General features: G+C 66.3%; 12 protein-coding genes and 1 tRNA gene. 8 read left to right on the top strand and 5 right to left on the bottom strand.

Going from position 1 to position 15,942, the window contains the following annotated elements; all coding sequences use genetic code 11:
* Positions 1 to 98 precede the first annotated feature (98 nt).
* The 3 genes from LX81_RS10520 (at position 99) to LX81_RS10510 (ending at position 3,397) form a co-directional block, all read left to right on the top strand.
* The gene (locus tag LX81_RS10520; protein WP_373280277.1) at positions 99 to 1,328 is read left to right on the top strand and encodes a PQQ-dependent sugar dehydrogenase; all 1,230 of its coding nucleotides are present in this window, start codon (positions 99 to 101) and stop codon (positions 1,326 to 1,328) included.
* Positions 1,329 to 1,458: 130 nt separating this feature from the next.
* Positions 1,459 to 2,718 carry a lipoprotein-releasing ABC transporter permease subunit gene (locus LX81_RS10515; RefSeq protein ID WP_111537340.1) on the top strand — a complete coding sequence of 420 codons (1,260 nt, stop codon included), beginning with the start codon at positions 1,459 to 1,461 and terminating at the stop codon, positions 2,716 to 2,718.
* Positions 2,711 to 3,397 (top strand): ABC transporter ATP-binding protein, encoded by a 687-nt coding sequence (locus LX81_RS10510; RefSeq protein WP_111537276.1) that lies wholly within the window; start codon positions 2,711 to 2,713, stop codon positions 3,395 to 3,397. Before LX81_RS10515 ends, LX81_RS10510 begins: the two co-directional genes overlap by 8 nt.
* 29 nt (positions 3,398 to 3,426) lie before the next feature.
* On the opposite strand, the gene LX81_RS10505 is transcribed toward LX81_RS10510, so the two are convergent.
* The 4 genes from LX81_RS10505 to LX81_RS10495 form a co-directional block, all read right to left on the bottom strand.
* Positions 3,427 to 3,501, bottom strand: a tRNA-Gly gene (locus tag LX81_RS10505).
* Between the two features lie 94 nt (positions 3,502 to 3,595).
* A complete protein-coding gene (locus LX81_RS22185; RefSeq protein ID WP_170133914.1) occupies positions 3,596 to 3,763 on the bottom strand; it encodes a hypothetical protein in 168 nt (55 codons plus the stop codon).
* Between the two features lie 81 nt (positions 3,764 to 3,844).
* Entirely contained in the window at positions 3,845 to 7,288 is a 3,444-nt protein-coding gene (locus LX81_RS10500) for a pyruvate carboxylase (protein ID WP_111537275.1), read from the bottom strand.
* A gap of 89 nt (positions 7,289 to 7,377) precedes the next feature.
* Entirely contained in the window at positions 7,378 to 8,496 is a 1,119-nt protein-coding gene (locus LX81_RS10495; protein WP_111537274.1) for an alpha-hydroxy acid oxidase, read from the bottom strand.
* A gap of 152 nt (positions 8,497 to 8,648) precedes the next feature.
* On the opposite strand from LX81_RS10495, the gene LX81_RS10490 reads away from it, so the two are divergent.
* A complete protein-coding gene (locus LX81_RS10490; protein ID WP_111537273.1) occupies positions 8,649 to 11,036 on the top strand; it encodes an ATP-dependent helicase in 2,388 nt (795 codons plus the stop codon).
* 530 nt (positions 11,037 to 11,566) lie between these two features.
* Here the strand turns inward: LX81_RS10490 and LX81_RS21885 are convergent.
* Complete coding sequence (locus LX81_RS21885; protein WP_146259411.1) at positions 11,567 to 11,806, bottom strand: hypothetical protein; 240 nt, start codon at positions 11,804 to 11,806, stop codon at positions 11,567 to 11,569.
* Positions 11,807 to 12,318: 512 nt separating this feature from the next.
* On the opposite strand from LX81_RS21885, the gene LX81_RS10485 reads away from it, so the two are divergent.
* The 4 genes from LX81_RS10485 to LX81_RS10470 are packed head-to-tail and all read left to right on the top strand — an operon-like array spanning position 12,319 to position 15,939.
* Entirely contained in the window at positions 12,319 to 12,822 is a 504-nt protein-coding gene (locus LX81_RS10485; RefSeq protein ID WP_111537272.1) for a division/cell wall cluster transcriptional repressor MraZ, read from the top strand.
* A gap of 6 nt (positions 12,823 to 12,828) precedes the next feature.
* A complete protein-coding gene (gene rsmH / locus LX81_RS10480; protein ID WP_111537339.1) occupies positions 12,829 to 13,806 on the top strand; it encodes a 16S rRNA (cytosine(1402)-N(4))-methyltransferase RsmH in 978 nt (325 codons plus the stop codon).
* A 1-nt stretch (position 13,807) separates the two neighbouring features.
* Positions 13,808 to 14,152, top strand: coding sequence for a cell division protein FtsL (gene ftsL, locus LX81_RS10475; protein WP_111537271.1), 345 nt, complete (start codon positions 13,808 to 13,810; stop codon positions 14,150 to 14,152).
* Positions 14,149 to 15,939: a peptidoglycan D,D-transpeptidase FtsI family protein gene (locus LX81_RS10470; protein WP_111537270.1), complete on the top strand. Its 1,791-nt coding sequence runs from the start codon at positions 14,149 to 14,151 to the stop codon at positions 15,937 to 15,939. The genes ftsL and LX81_RS10470 overlap by 4 nt, the downstream gene beginning before the upstream one ends.
* Positions 15,940 to 15,942: the final 3 nt, after the last annotated feature.

The raw sequence follows: 15,942 nt of genomic DNA, 5'->3' as shown, positions 1-15,942 counted from the left end.
TCGCGGGAGCGTGATCCCGCGTGACCACGCGATTGCGGTTCCCGTGCCGCCCGCGGCCTATCCTCCTTCGGCAGGCATCGCGACGACGGAGACACGAGATGATCAAGACCGCACCGACGCCCGCATTCTGTGCGGCCGTCTTCCTGACGATCCCCGTGATGGGCTGCGCCCAGACCGCCCCGAGCGGCGCGCCTGTCGAACAGGGCCCGAAGAACGCCCCGCAATTCGAGCCGGCCTTCGAGAACCAGACCCGCGCCCCCGCGATCGACAGCGAAATGAGGCTCGTCGCCGAGCCGGTGGTCGAGGGTCTCGTCCACCCGTGGGGAATCGAGGTCCTGCCGGATGGCGGCTACCTCGTCACCGAACGCGCAGGGCAACTCCGGATCGTGCGGGACGGGGAGGCGGGCGGGCCGATCGCAAATGTCCCCGACGTGCTGTCGCAGGGCCAGGGGGGCCTTCTCGATGTCGCGTTGGCGGAGGATTTTTCCGAAACCCGGCGCATCTACCTCACCTATGCCAAGCCGATGCCGGGTGGCATGTCCGCCACCGCCGCCGCGACAGGCGTCCTGAACGCGGAAATGACCGAGCTGTCGGAGGTGCAGGAAATATTCCAGCAGGAGCCCCCCTCCGCCCCGGCGAAGCATTTCGGCAGCCGTATCGTGCTCGACGGGGACCATGCCTTCATCACCACCGGGGAGCATTCGTCGATGGAGACGCGGGTCTATGCGCAGGACCTCGACAAGACCTACGGCAAGATCGTGCGCATCTCGCTCGACGATTACACGGCACCGGACGACAACCCCTTCGTCGGGCAGGACGGGGCCATCGATATGATCTGGTCGACGGGGCACCGCAACATCCAGGGCGCGGCGATGCGTCCCGGAACAGGTGAGCTCTGGGGGCTCGAGCACGGGCCCGCGGGCGGCGACGAACTCAACCTGATCGAGCCGGGCGAGAACTACGGATGGCCCGTGGTGAGCTATGGCGAGCAATATTCCGGCGGGCCCATCGGCAGCGGGGAGCCGCGCGCCGAAGGTTTCGTGGAGCCGCGCTACTACTGGGATCCGGTCATCGCGCCGGGCGGGTTCCTGTTCTACGAGGGGGAGATGTTCTCCGACTGGGAGGGCGACGTGCTGGCCTCCTCGCTCAGCCCCGGCGGTCTGGTGCGGCTGACCCTCGACGGGGACACGGTGACGGGAGAGGAGCGCTTCCTCGGAAACGAGGGCCGCATCCGCGACGTCGCGATCGACCGGGACGGGGCGATCCTGCTGCTGACCGATTACGACAACGGTGCGGTCCTGCGGGTGACGCCGGCCGATCCGGCCTGAGGCACCTCACAAGGGCGGCACGGGGCGAGCGGCGCGGCTTGACGGTCCGCATCGAAACCCCCATGCCCGGCGGCGCAAGACATGCGAGGAGCCGCCCTTGTCCGCCTATCCCTTCTCCCGTTTCGAATGGATGATCGCGTGGCGCTACCTTCGCGCCAAGCGCGCGGAGGGGGGCGTCAGCGTGATGACCTGGATCAGCCTGGTCGGGATCACGCTCGCGGTCTTCGCGCTCATCGCCACGCTCGCGGTGCGCTCGGGGTTCCGCGACGAGTTTGTGGACACGATCCTAGGGGCCAACGCGCATGTCACCGTCTATACGGCCGCCTACGAGACCGAAGACGGCGCGCTGTCGGACGCGATCACCGATTATCGTGAGATGGCGGACCGAGTGGCGGAGGTGCCGGGCGTCGTCAGCGCGGCGCCTCTCGTCCGCGGGCAGGTAATGGCATCGTTCCGCGGCAACAATTCCGCCGTCGACGTGTTCGGTATCACGCCCGAGGATCTCGCGCAGGTCCCCCGTGTTGCCGACCCGCAGGAGAGCTTCGGCGATCTCGCCGATTTCGGGACCGGTGAGCGTCCCGGCATCGCCATAGGCTCGGGCGTCAGCCGCGAATTGCAGGCCAGCGTCGGCGACACGATCCGTCTCATCTCGCCCGACGGGGCACGGACGGCCTTCGGGACGAGCCCGCGCGTCTCCGATTACGAGATCGTCTACGTCTTCACCGCCGGGCGTTACGATATCGACCTTACGCGGCTCTACATGCCGTTCGACGAGGCGCAGACCTACTTCAATTCCGAAGGCGCGGCAGACGAGCTCGAGGTCATGGTCGCGGATCCCGATCAGGTCGAGCGGCTCCTGCCCGCCATCGCGGAGGCGGCAGGGCCGCAATCGCTCCTCTGGACCTGGAAGGAGGCGTCGGGGTCGTTCCTCCGCGCGCTCGACATCGAGGACAACGTGATGTTCGTGATCCTCAGTGTTCTCGTCCTGATCGCCGCGATGAACATCGTCTCGGGCCTCATCATGCTCGTGAAGAACAAGGGTCGCGACATTGGAATCCTCAGGACCGTGGGCCTGACGGAAGGCTCGATCCTGCGGGTGTTCTTCATCTGCGGCTCGCTCACGGGGATCCTCGGCACACTCTTCGGCGTGATTCTCGGCTGCGCCTTCGCGATCTGGATCGATCCGATCTTCGCCGCGATCAATGGGCTGTCGGGCGGCGGCGCCTGGGACGCCTCGATCCGGGGCATCTACTTCCTGCCCGCCAAGCTCGAAGCGGGCGACGTGCTCTCGGCGGTGGCTCTGTCGCTGGGGCTTTCCTTCATCGTGACGATCTTCCCGGCGCGCCGCGCGGCCCGGATGAACCCTGTGGAGGCGCTGCGCTATGAGTGATGCTCCCGTGCTCCGCCTCGAGGGGATCGAAAAGGTCTACAATCGCAACCTGCCCTCGGAGGTACAGGTGCTGCGCGGGACGTCGCTCGACGTGGCGCCGGGTGAGGTCGTGGCACTGGTCGCACCGTCGGGCGCGGGCAAGTCGACGCTTCTCCATATCGCGGGGCTCCTCGATACGGCCGACACGGGCCGTGTCTGGCTCGGGGGGGAGGACATGACCGATCTCGGCGACCGCCGCCGGACACGCGCGCGCCGTGGCGATATCGGCTTCGTCTACCAGTTCCACCATCTGCTTCCGGAATTCACCGCCGCGGAGAACATCGTCCTGCCGCAGCTCGCGAACGGCACCGATCCCGGCGCGGCCGAGCGGCGCGCGCAATCGCTCCTGGCGTCCGTCGGGGTCGGCCACCGCGCCCAGCATCGGCCGTCGGCGATGTCGGGGGGCGAGCAGCAACGCGTCGCGGTCTGCCGCGCGCTCGCCAACAGCCCGAAACTTCTGCTCGCCGACGAGCCCACGGGAAATCTCGATCCCGAGACGTCGGAGACGGTCTTTGCCGCGCTCCTGACCCTCGTACGGGAAACCGGCCTCGCCGCGCTGATCGCAACGCACAATCTCGAACTCGCGGGTCGCATGGACCGCGCCGTGCGGCTGCGCGACGGCACGCTCGTGCCGGTCTGACGTGTCTCGATATTAAAGGAAAACCAGATTGGAGCGGGCGATGAGATTCGAACTCACGACCCTAACCTTGGCAAGGTTATGCTCTACCCCTGAGCTACGCCCGCATCCGATCTGGTGCAGCGGACTTACCGCCGGGCGGCGCACGCCGCAAGAGGCTTTCGCGACTTTTTCGCGTTTCGGCCCCGCCCGTCGCTGCGCCTAGCGCGCCGTCGCTGCGCCTACCGTGCCGCCGACGACCGCGCCCGCGGGTCCGGCCACGAGCGCGCCGCCGAGACCGCCCGTCGCGGCCCGTTCGGTCGCATTGTCGCCACAGGCCGCAAGCCCGAGGGTGAGTGCCGCAAGGCATATCGTTCGAATGGTCGTCATACTTCCTACTCCGGGGAGCGGCATCGATGCGATGCCCACCTCCCTCATCGCCGCCGGTCCCGTTCGGTTCCGGAAACGGACTTATTCCAGCTCGATCAGGAGATCTTTCGCGTCGATCTGCGCCCCGGGCGTCACATGGACGGCCTTCACCGTCGCCGCGCGGTCGGCGTAGAGGCCCGTCTCCATCTTCATCGCCTCGATCGAGAGAAGCAGATCGCCTTCCTTCACGGTCTTTCCGGCCTCCACGGCGATCGCCGCGACGATCCCCGGCATCGGTGCACCGACATGGTCGGGATTGCCGGGTTCCGCCTTGCGCTGCGGCGCGGCCGCGCCGGTGAGCTTGCGGTTCGGCACGCGCACCGTGCGGGGCTGTCCGTTCAGCTCGAAGAAGACCTTGGCCTGGCCCTTCTCGTCGGTATCGCCGAGTGCCTGGAGCCGGATCTCGAGCGTCTTGCCCGGATCGATCTCCGCCGTGATCTCCTCGCCGACTTCCATGCCGTAGAAGAAGGTCTGCGTGGGCAGGGTGCGGACGGGGCCGTATTCCTCGTTGCGGAGCCGGTAATCGGTGAAGACCTTGGGATACATGAGGTAGCCCATGAGATCCTCGTCATCGATCTCCACCCCACCCGCGGCCTTCGACGCCTCCGCGCGGGTCTCCTCGAAATCCACGGGATCGAGGTGCTTGCCGGGCCGGTCCGTATAGGGCGTCTCGTTCTTGAGGATCTTCTTCTGCAGTGCCTGGGGCCAGCCGCCGGGAGGCTGTCCGAGCGCGCCGCGCATCATGTCGATCACGCTGTCGGGGAAGGAGAGGTCCTTCTTCGGATCCTCGACCTCGGCACGCGAAAGGCCCTGAGAAACCATCATCAGCGCCATGTCGCCCACGACCTTCGAGGACGGCGTGACCTTCACGATGTCGCCGAACATCTGGTTCACGTCGGCATAGGTCTGCGCGACCTCGTGCCAGCGCTCCTCGAGCCCCATGGAGCGGGCCTGTGCCTTGAGGTTGGTGAATTGCCCGCCCGGCATCTCGTGCAGATAGACCTCGGAGGCCGGGGCCTGCATCCCGCTCTCGAAGGCGGCGTAATGCTCGCGCACGGCCTCCCAGTAATTCGAGATCGCCCGGATCGCGGCGATGTCGAGCCCGGTGTCGCGCTCCGACCGTGCCAGAGCCTCGACGACGGTCCCGAGCGTCGCCTGGCTCGTGTTGCCCGATAGAGAATCCATCGCGCAATCGACCGCGTCGACGCCCGCATCGGCCGCGGCGAGAAGCGTGGCGCAGGCGATGCCCGCCGTGTCGTGGCTGTGCAGATGGATGGGCAGGCCCACCTCTTCCTTCAGCGCGGTCACGAGAACCCGGGCGGAGGCGGGTTTCAGCAGCCCCGCCATGTCCTTGACGCCCAGGACATGCGCGCCGGCGGCCTTCAGATCCTTGCCCATCTTAACGTAATAGTCGCGGTCGTACTTGGACCGCTCCGGGTCGGCCATGTCGCCGGTATAGCAGATCGTCCCCTCGCAGACCTTCTCCGCGGCGATGACGGCATCCATCGCGACGCGCATGTTCTCCACCCAGTTCAGCGAATCGAAGACGCGGAAGAGGTCGACCCCGCTTTCCGCCGCGCGCCCGATGAAACCCTCGACGACGTTGTCGGGGTAGTTCGTGTAGCCCACGCCGTTCGATGCGCGGAGCAGCATCTGCGTCATCAGGTTCGGCATCCTCGCGCGCAGGTCGCGCAGGCGCTGCCACGGGCATTCCTGCAGGAAACGGTAGGCGACGTCGAAGGTCGCACCACCCCAGCACTCGACGCTGAAGAGCCCCGCCATGTTCGCGGCGTAGGTGGGGGCGACTCGGATCATGTCGATCGAACGCATGCGCGTGGCGAGCAGCGATTGGTGCCCGTCGCGCATCGTCGTGTCGGTGATAAGGAGGCGCGACTGCGCCGCCATCCAGTCGGCGACCCCCTGCGGCCCCTTCTCCTCGAGGATCTGACGCGTGCCAGAGGCGGGGGCCTCGGTCTGCGGTTTCGGTGGCGTGGGCGTGCGAATGCCCGCGGGCGGCCTCGGACGGCCTTCGGTCTCCGGATGACCGTTCACCGTGACGTCGGCGACGTAGCGGAGGATCTTCGTCGCCCGGTCACGCCGCGGCTTAAAGTCGAAGAGCTCCGGCGTCTCGTCGATGAACTTGGTATGGTACTCGTTGTTGAGAAAGGTCGGGTGCTTCAGCAGGTTCTCGACGAAGGCGATGTTGGTGGAGACGCCGCGGATGCGGAACTCGCGAAGCGCGCGGTCCATCCGGGCGATGGCGGCTTCGGGCGTGGGCGCCCAGGCGGTGACCTTCTCCAGTAGAGAATCGTAGTAGCGGGTGATGACGGCACCGGAATAGGCGGTGCCGCCGTCGAGCCGTATCCCCATGCCGGTCGCGCCGCGATAGGCGGTGATGCGGCCGTAATCGGGGATGAAGTTGTTGGTCGGATCTTCGGTGGTGATGCGGCACTGGATGGCATGACCGTCGAGCTTCACGTCGTACTGGCTCGCGGTGCCCGTGGCCTCCATCAGCGACTTGCCCTCGGCGATGAGGATCTGCGCGCGGACGATGTCGATGCCGGTGACCTCCTCGGTCACGGTATGCTCGACCTGGACGCGCGGGTTCACCTCGATGAAGTAGAACTCGCCCGTCTCCATATCCATCAGGAACTCGATCGTCCCGGCGCATTCGTAGCCGACATGCTCCGCGATCTTCTTGCCGAGATTGCAGAGCTTTTCCCGCTGCGCACCTGAGAGATAGGGGGCGGGCGCGCGCTCCACGACCTTCTGGTTGCGCCGCTGGACGGAGCAGTCGCGCTCCCAGAGGTGATAGATGTGACCTTGGCTGTCGCCCAGGATCTGCACCTCAACGTGACGGGCGCGCAGGATCATCTTCTCGAGATAACCCTCGCCGTTGCCGAAGGCGGCCTCCGCCTCGCGGCGACCCTCGCGGACCTTCTCCTCCAGTTCCTCGGGCTTCATGATTGGCCGCATGCCGCGCCCGCCGCCGCCCCAGGAGGCCTTCAGCATGATCGGGTAGCCGACTTCCTCCGCCTGCGCCCGGATCTTCTCCATATCGTCGCCCAGAACCTCGGAGGCCGGGATCACCGGCACGCCCGCCTCGATCGCGACGCGGCGGGCGGAGGCCTTGTCGCCGAGCGCGCGCATCGTGTCGGCCTTCGGACCGATGAAGGCGATCCCGGCTGCCGTGCAGGCATCGACGAAGTCGGGGTTCTCCGACAGGAGGCCATAACCCGGATGGATCGCGTCCGCGCCCGATTGGCGGGCGACGCGGATTATCTCCTCGATCGAGAGATAGGCCGCGACAGGCCCCAGGCCTTCGCCGATCCGGTAGGCCTCGTCCGCCTTGAAGCGGTGCAGGCAGAGCTTGTCCTCCTCCGCGAAGACCGCGACCGTCCGCTTGCCGAGCTCGTTGGCCGCCCGCATCACGCGGATGGCGATCTCGCCGCGGTTGGCAATCAGGATCTTCTTGAAGTCGGACATGGCCTGGCCTCCGTTATGCAGGTGCAGCAAAGCCTAGGGCGATCCTCAGGGATCGGCAATGGACCTACATATGCGGCGGCAGCGGCAGCCTAGCGAACCTCGTCGGGGCGGTGGATGCCGAGCTGGCCCATATCCGCCTTGAGACCCGCGTCGAGGATATGGAAGACATGGTCGACCCCGCGCCGCCCGAAGGCCGCGAGGCCATGGTGGAACGCGCGCCCGAGCATGACGAAATCCGCGCCGCGGGAGATCAGGCGGAGGATATCCGTCCCCGAGCGAACGCCGCCATCCGCGATGAGCGGCACGTCCGGGCCGACCGCGGCACGGATCGCGGGCAGGACGTCGGCGGGGGCTGGGGCCGCCTCGAACTGACGTCCGCCGTGGTTGGAGACCCAGACCGCATCGGCGATCCCGGCGGCCTGCGCCGCATCCTCGGGATCGAGGACGCCCTTGACGATCAGCGCCCCGTCCCATTCCTCGCGCAGCACCGCGAGATAATCCCAATCGGGTGCGGTGCGCAGCAGGTAGCCGATATGGTCGGTCGCCCCCCGCGCTTTCGCAGTATCGGCATAGGGTTCGAGCGTCCGCAGCCGCGGAATCCCCGCCCGCGCCGTCGCGAGCGCCCAGGCGGGCTTTGCCGCGGTCTGCGCGAGGATATGGGGCGTGAACTTCATCGGGTTCGTGAGCCGCGCGCGGCGCTGCCGCTCTCGCCGGCTGGCCACGGGGACGTCGGCGGTCAGGATCAGCGCGGTGAACCCGGCATCGCGGGCACGCTTGAGCATGTCGCGGCGAATTCCCTCGTCACCCGGTGCATAGAGCTGGAACCACCCCGACGGACCCGCGACCGGACCGACATCCTCCGGCGTGGCGGCGGCGACGGTCGAGAGGCCGAAGGGCGCGCGGTGATCGCGCGCCGCCGCCGCGAGGCAGCGCTCCGCGCCCGGCCAGATCAGGCCCGACATGCCGACGGGCGCGATGCCGTATGGCCGATCCCAGTTCATACCGAGCATCCGTGTCGAGAGGTCGGGATCGGTCTTGCGCAGAGCCCGCGGGGCCAGCGTGATCCGGTCGAGCGCGGCGATGCTGCCATGGGCCGAAGCCTGATTTCCGGTCGCGCTGTCGAGATATTCCCATACGAAATGCGGGATGCGCTGCTGCGCGCGTTTGGCGAGGTCGGACAGGGCGGGATAGCGTTCGTCGAGATCCATCCCTCTCTTATGGAGAGGGGGAGACGCCGCGCAAGGCGGATCGCAAGACATGGCCGCTACAGCGCGCCGCCCGCTCGACCTGGTCTTTGAAACGGAACGGAGGAGGAACACCGGACTTCCGTTCCTGCACGTGAACGGCTATCGTGCCGAGAATGAGCAGTTCCTCCGAAGATGCCGCCTTCGACGCGGCCGTGCCGCTGTCCCAGAGGGCGATGGCGCCCCGCGCGGCGCCCTATCTCGACGATCTCAATCCCGCGCAGCGGCGCGCGGTTGAGGCGCTCGACGGTCCGGTCCTGATGCTCGCCGGCGCGGGCACCGGGAAGACCAAGGCGCTGACCGCGCGAATCGCGCATTTGATGATGACCGGGCGCGCACGTCCGAACGAGATCCTCGCCGTCACCTTCACGAACAAGGCCGCGCGGGAGATGAAGGAGCGGGTGGGGCGGCTTCTCGGCCAGACGGTGGAGGGGATGCCGTGGCTCGGCACGTTCCACGCGATCTGCGTCAAGCTGTTGCGTCGCCATGCGGAGCTCGTGGGTCTCAAATCCTCCTTCACCATCCTCGACACTGACGACCAGCTCCGTCTCCTGAAGCAGCTCATCGTCGCGGAGAACATCGACGAGAAGCGCTGGCCGCCGCGTCAACTCGCCTCGATCATCGATGGTTGGAAGAACCGCGCCTGGACGCCGGAAAGCGTTCCCGCCTCCGAGGCCGGCGCCTTCAACCATCGGGGCAGCGAACTCTACGCGCAGTACCAGGAACGTCTGAAGACCCTGAACGCGGTGGATTTCGGCGATCTCCTGCTTCACATGCTGACGATCTTCCGCACCCATTCCGACGTGCTCGCCCAGTACCAGAGGTGGTTTCGTTACATCCTCGTCGACGAGTACCAGGACACGAACGTCGCGCAGTATCTCTGGCTGAGACTTCTCGCCCAAGAGCATCGCAACGTCTGCTGCGTCGGTGACGACGACCAGTCGATCTATGGCTGGCGCGGGGCGGAGGTGGGCAACATTTTGCGCTTCGAAAAGGATTTTCCGGGGGCGGAGATCGTCCGGCTGGAGCAGAACTACCGATCGACCCCGCACATCCTGGCCGCCGCGTCCGGCGTGATCGCCGCGAACGAGGGGCGGCTCGGCAAGACGCTCTGGACCGCGGAAGAGGCGGGCGAGAAGCTGCGCCTCATCGGCCATTGGGACGGGGAGGAGGAGGCGCGCTGGATCGGCGAGGAGATCGAGGCGCTCGGGCGCGGCACGCGCGGTTTGCGGAAGGTGGGTCTCGACGAGATCGCGATTCTCGTGCGCGCGTCGCACCAGATGCGATCGTTCGAGGACCGGTTTCTCACGATCGGTCTGCCCTACCGGGTCATCGGCGGCCCGCGCTTCTACGAGCGGATGGAGATTCGCGATGCCATGGCCTATCTGCGGCTCGCCGTCGGGCCCGACGACGACCTGGCCTTCGAGCGAATCGTCAACACGCCGAAGCGTGGCCTCGGCGACAAGGCGCAGCAGGCGATCCAGCGCAGCGCGCGGGAGAACGGCACGACGCTCGTCGACGGGGCGCGGATCCTGCTTGCCGAGAAGGGGCTGGGCGGGCGCGGCGCGACGGAGTTGCGCGCTCTGGTCGATGCGATCGGTCGCTGGAACGACGCGGTTCGCAGCGGCGCCCCGCACGTTGAGCTGGCGGAGCGCATCCTCGACGAATCGGGCTATACCGGGCATTGGCAGAACGACAAGACGCCGGAGGCACCGGGGCGGCTCGAGAACCTCAAGGAACTCGTGAAGGCGCTCGAATCCTTCGAGAACCTGCAAGGCTTTCTCGAACATGTAGCGCTCGTCATGGACAATGCCGGCGAGAGCGACGGCGCGAAGGTGTCGATCATGACGCTCCATGCTGCCAAGGGACTCGAGTTTCCCGCCGTATTCCTTCCCGGCTGGGAGGACGGACTCTTTCCCTCGCAGCGGAGCATGGACGAATCGGGTCTGAAGGGCCTCGAGGAAGAGCGGCGCCTCGCCTATGTCGGGATCACCCGCGCGGAAGAGCTCGCGACCGTAAGCTTTGCCGCCAACCGGCGCGTCTACGGACAATGGCAATCCGCACTTCCCTCGCGGTTCATCGACGAATTGCCGGCGGACCACGTGGACGTTCTGACCCCGCCGGGCCTTTACGGCGGCGGCTACGGGGCGGCGGGCATGGCGGCGAGTGCGTCGCCGGCCATCGTCGCGGCGGCGTCGAGCGACCTGCACGATCGCGCAGCTGAGGCGAACGTCTACAATTCCCCGGGCTGGCGGCGTCTTCAGGCGCGTGCGGCGGATCGGCCGGTAAGCCAGCCGCGGGAGGCCCGCCAGATGGTCATCGACGGCAGCGCCGTATCCGCCTTCGCCGTCGGGGATCGGGTGTTCCACACGAAGTTCGGCTATGGCGGGGTCGTGGGTGTGGAGGGCGACAAGCTCGAGATCGCCTTCGACAAGGCAGGCACGAAGAAGATCGTCGGGAAGTTCGTCGTCCCGGCCCAGAACGCGGACGGCGTGCCGTTCTGACCTGAAGGGCGTTCGACAACACGCGGCTGGCGCAAGCCGACGACTTCGGGGAATGTTACGGGATCTACAAAAGAGAAACGGCGACGCCCGGGAGGAGGTGGACGCCGCCGCTCTTACAGCGAACACCCCTAGGGAGGAGGACGGGATGCTCGCATTCGGTTGGGCCTGAGCCCTATGGGGTCACGACGGCGCCGGGGAGGAGGTCGGCGCCGCCGCGTTTAGCGGTGTCGCCCGGGAGGAGGTGGGCTCGACCGCGTCTCGTGGATACCCTTGGGCATCCTTGTAGGGTGACGACGACATCGGGGAGGAGGTCGGTGCCGTCGCCAGTCACGAACTGCCCAGGGAGGAGCGGACAGTCCGATCGTCTATTCTAAACCCAGGATCGCACGGTGTTGCGTGCGTACTCCTGAAACCAGAGTCGGGACGTTCCCAACTTCCATCTTCAGGATCGATCTGGGCCTTCAACTTCTCACAGCGTCGTCTGGGTCCAAGAGGTTTGGCTGCCCCGGAGAATTCTTTCCGACGCACAGCTAGATGCTGCATTGTCGGGCTGATTTCTGTTGAACGCCAACGTTACTGTCTTTATCACCTTTCCGATCGCGGCTCATCGTCTTGCCGCCGTTGATCCCAACATACGCCGTTTCTGCGGTTGCACAATACGGATCGGGCTCAATGCTGCTATGCGGCGAACGCATAAGTAGCTCCGGCGTATCTGCGGACTGCATCGGCGAGATGATCCCGCGCAAGGGTCGCTCGATCGCTTCCCGCACCAAAAATGCCTCCTTCGATTCGAATGAATACCGATCAGGAATCAACTTGGAGATGATCTGATCCCAAAAAAAATACCTGAACGCGAAATTTCCGGCGCCTCCAGATCATGTGCCGAAAGGCGGCAAGGTATCCAAATATTGCGTTGTTTCACGCGTTATGTGGACATTTCGCCATAGGATCCCGGCCAGTTGGCATGAGTTCCCAAAAATATCCGTTGCTTTCCCATGCAGTACCATGCCAATCATACGTCATCGAAGAGCAGGGCCGAGGCGGTCGGAAGAAATCGCAAGGCTTCAACGATAACAGGGGCTTAGGTCTCATACAGGCAAACATTCTTCGATACTCGAAGTTCCGATGCGCGGGCGAGCAGACATCCCCCTAGGTGGCGCGCGCAATCGGACACCCGGTGACGGGATAACGGCGGCGATCCGGACAGTGGCAGCAGTTCGGATCGCCGTTTTCGTTCCAGCACCGGAAAACATGGCCACGGGGACGGTTCGGGAGAGGCGCGGTGTTCGGTCTGTTCATCGGCGACCACGACAACAAGATCGACGGCAAGGGCCGGTTGTCGATTCCAGCCGATTTCAGACGCGAACTCGAGGATGGCGACCCGAATTGCGCGCCTGGCGGCAAGGCTTCCATGGTTCTTGTCTACGGCGATCACCGTCGCAACTACCTCGAGGTTCTTCCGATCAAGGAAATGATGAAGCGCGCCAAGAAGATAGCGAAGATGTCTAATGGATCGCAGAAACGCGACGACCTGCAGAAACTTTACTATCGCCAGGCGTCCACGCTCACCGTCGACGATACGGGCCGCATCGTTCTGAGTGCCAAGATCCGCGACAAGCTCGGCCTCACGGATTCGGCGCGGGTGGTGGGCAACGGGGAGACCTTCCTGATCTGGAACCCCGACGAGTACGATACCGCGCCGATGGGTCAGCTCGAGATCGAGGAGGGTTATGATCCGGACAAGGATCCGAACACCTACCTGCCCGGCGACGACGACGACGATTGAGCCGTGATAGCCGGACCGCCGCATATTCCCGTCCTGCTCGACCCGATCCTCGAGCGATGCGCCCCTGTATCGGGGACGTGGATCGACGGCACGTTCGGGGCGGGTGGATACGCGAAGGGGCTTCTCGCCGCGGGTGCCGACCAGGTCATCGGTATCGACCGCGATCCGAGCGTTCTCGCGGAAGCGGCGAACTGGGCTGCGGAGTACGGCACGGCGCTCCGCCTCGTCGAGGAGACGTTCTCGGCTCTGGATACCCAGGCAGATAAGCCCGTCGCGGGCGTGGTCCTCGATCTCGGCGTTTCCTCCATGCAGCTCGACCGGCCGGAGAGGGGGTTCTCGTTTCTCCGTGATGGGCCGCTCGACATGCGGATGGGCACGGGCGATTTGACCGCCGCGCGCCTCGTCGGGGAGGCGGACGAGGCCGTGCTGGCCGATATTCTCTATCATTTCGGGGAGGAGCGGGCCGCCCGGCGGATCGCCCGCGCCATCGTCGCCGAGAGGTCGAAGGCTCCGCTCGACACGACAGCTGCGCTCGCCGCCCTGGTGGAGCGTGTGCTGCCTCGCCCGAAGCCCGGCCAGAGCCATCCCGCGACCCGCGCCTTCCAGGCGCTGCGCATCGCGGTGAACGACGAATTCGGTCAGCTCGTCGCGGGGCTCGAGGCAGCCGAGCGCGCGCTCGCCCCGGGCGGGCACCTCGCCGTGGTGAGCTTCCATTCGCTGGAGGACCGGGTGGTCAAGCGGTTCCTGCAGCAGCGTTCCGGGGCCGGTGGCGCCGCAAACCGGTACGCCCCGGCCCTGGCGGAGGAAGAGCCGCGCTTCGACCGGGTCTCGAAGGGGATCGCCGCGGATGCGGCGGAACGCGACCGCAATCCGCGCGCGCGGTCTGCGCGCCTGCGCATCGCACGGCGCACCGCAGCGGCCGCGGGCCCTGTCGATCGCGCCAAGCTGGGCCTGCCCAAATACGAACTGACGGGGACGAACTGATATGCGAGCCTTTCTCTACCTCCTGCCCGGAGCCGCGATCATGGCGCTGGCCTTCTGGGCCTATTCGGAGAATTACGAGACGCAGAAGGCGATCCGGACCGTCGAGACCCTGCAATCGAAGATCGGCGCGGGGCGCGAAACTCTCGCGATCCTGCGCGCCGAATGGGCCTATCTCAACCGTCCCGAACGGCTGAGCGACCTTGCCGCGCTCAATTTCGACCGGCTCGGACTGCTGCCGCTGACGCCGGAGCATTTCGCAAGGGTGGAGCAGGTCTCCTATCCGTCTCCGCTCATCGGGCCCTTGCCGCTGCCGATGACCATCAGCAGCCTCGGGGTGGCGCCATGATCCGCACGCCCCTTCGTCCGCTCGCCCGTATCCTCGAGGCCCGCCGGAGAGGCGAGAATCCCGACGCGATCGAAAGCGAGAACCGCCGCCTGCGGGAAGAACGCGCACAGGATCGCGACAGACTCCGCGCGGAAGGGCGGCTTCTCATCCTTGCCGTCTTCTTCTTCTGCGCCTTCGGAATCGTCGGTGCGCGGATGGGCCTGCTCGCCGCGTCCGAGCCGATGGAGCCGCGCACCGCGATCTCGGGCAGCCCGATCGTGGCGCAGCGGGCCGACATCGTCGACCGGCGTGGCCGGATCCTCGCGACGAATTTCTCGACCTACGCGCTCTACGCGCAACCGCCCCTCATGATCGACCCGGAGGGCGCGGCGGAGCAGCTCGTGGAGATCTTCCCAGATCTCGACCGCGAGCGTCTGGTCAAGGATTTCACCGGCACCCGGAAGTTTCTCTGGATCAAGAAGAAGATCAGCCCCGAGCAGCGGCAGGCCGTCCACGACATCGGCGATCCCGGTCTCCTGTTCGGGCCGCGGGAGATGCGGCTCTATCCGAACGGCCGTCTCGCCGCGCATGTCCTCGGCGGCGCGAGCTTCGGGCGCGAGGGCGTGAGTTCGGCGGAGGTGATCGGTGTGGCGGGCGTCGAGAAGCAGTTCGACGATTTCCTGCGCGACCCGGCTCAGGGCGGCAAGCCGCTCGAACTCTCGATCGACCTGACGGTGCAGAGCGCGCTCAGGGAAGTGCTTTTCGGCGGGATGAACCTGATGAACGCCAAGGGCGCGGCGGGGATCCTGATGGACGTGCATACCGGCGAGATCGTGGCGATGGCCTCGCTCCCGGATTTCGACCCGAACGACCGTCCGCGGCCGCTCGCGACCGGGGATGCGGGCGATTCGCCGCTCTTCAATCGCGCCGTGCAGGGGGTCTACGAACTCGGCTCGACCTTCAAGATTTTCACCGTCGCGCAGGCGATGGAGCTCGGGCTCGTCGGGCCGGAAACGATGGTCGACGGCGATGCTCCGATGAAATGGGGCCGTTTCACCATTCGCGAGTTCCAGAACAAGAATTACGGGCCGCTTCTCTCGGTCTCGGACGTGATCGTGAAATCCTCCAATGTCGGCACGGCCAAGCTCGCGCTCAGGATCGGGGGCGAGCGGCAGAAGGCGTTCCTGTCGAAGTTCGGGGTGTTCGAGCCGACGCCGGTGGAACTCGTGGAGGCGCCGGGTGCCAAGCCGCTGGTGCCGCCCACCTGGTCCGAAATCGTGACGATCACGGCCTCCTACGGCCACGGCTTCTCGGCCTCTCCGCTGCATCTGGCCGCCGCCTACGCTTCGCTCCTGAATGGCGGGACGCGGATCGAGCCTACGCTCCTCAAGCGCGACCACGTTCCGAAGGGGGAACGCCTCGTCTCCGAGCATGTCAGCCGGGAGGCGGCGAAGATGCTGCGCGATGTCGTCCTCGAGGGCACGGCGAGCTTCGGGAAAGTCCCGGGCTACGACGTCGGCGGCAAGACGGGGACGGCGAACAAGCCGCGCAGGGACGGTCGGGGCTATTACGACGACAAGAACATCAACACGTTCGCGTCGGTCTTTCCGGCCGCGGACCCGAAATACGTCCTTATCGTCAGCCTCGACGAGGCGTCCGACAATTCGGGGGAGGAGCCGCGCCGCACCGCTGGCTGGACCGCCGTTCCGGTTGCGGCCGAGGTGATCCGGCGCACCGCGCCGCTCCTCGGTCTGCGCCCCGAGATTGAACCTCATCCCGCATCCGATGTATCACTGGCCGCGCAATGAGGA

The organism is Palleronia aestuarii, from assembly GCF_003253995.1.
In the GTDB taxonomy this organism is placed as follows: Bacteria; Pseudomonadota; Alphaproteobacteria; order Rhodobacterales; family Rhodobacteraceae; genus Palleronia; species Palleronia aestuarii.
Note: the sequence above shows the minus strand (reverse complement) of the source record. Positions and strands in the feature narration are given on the sequence as shown.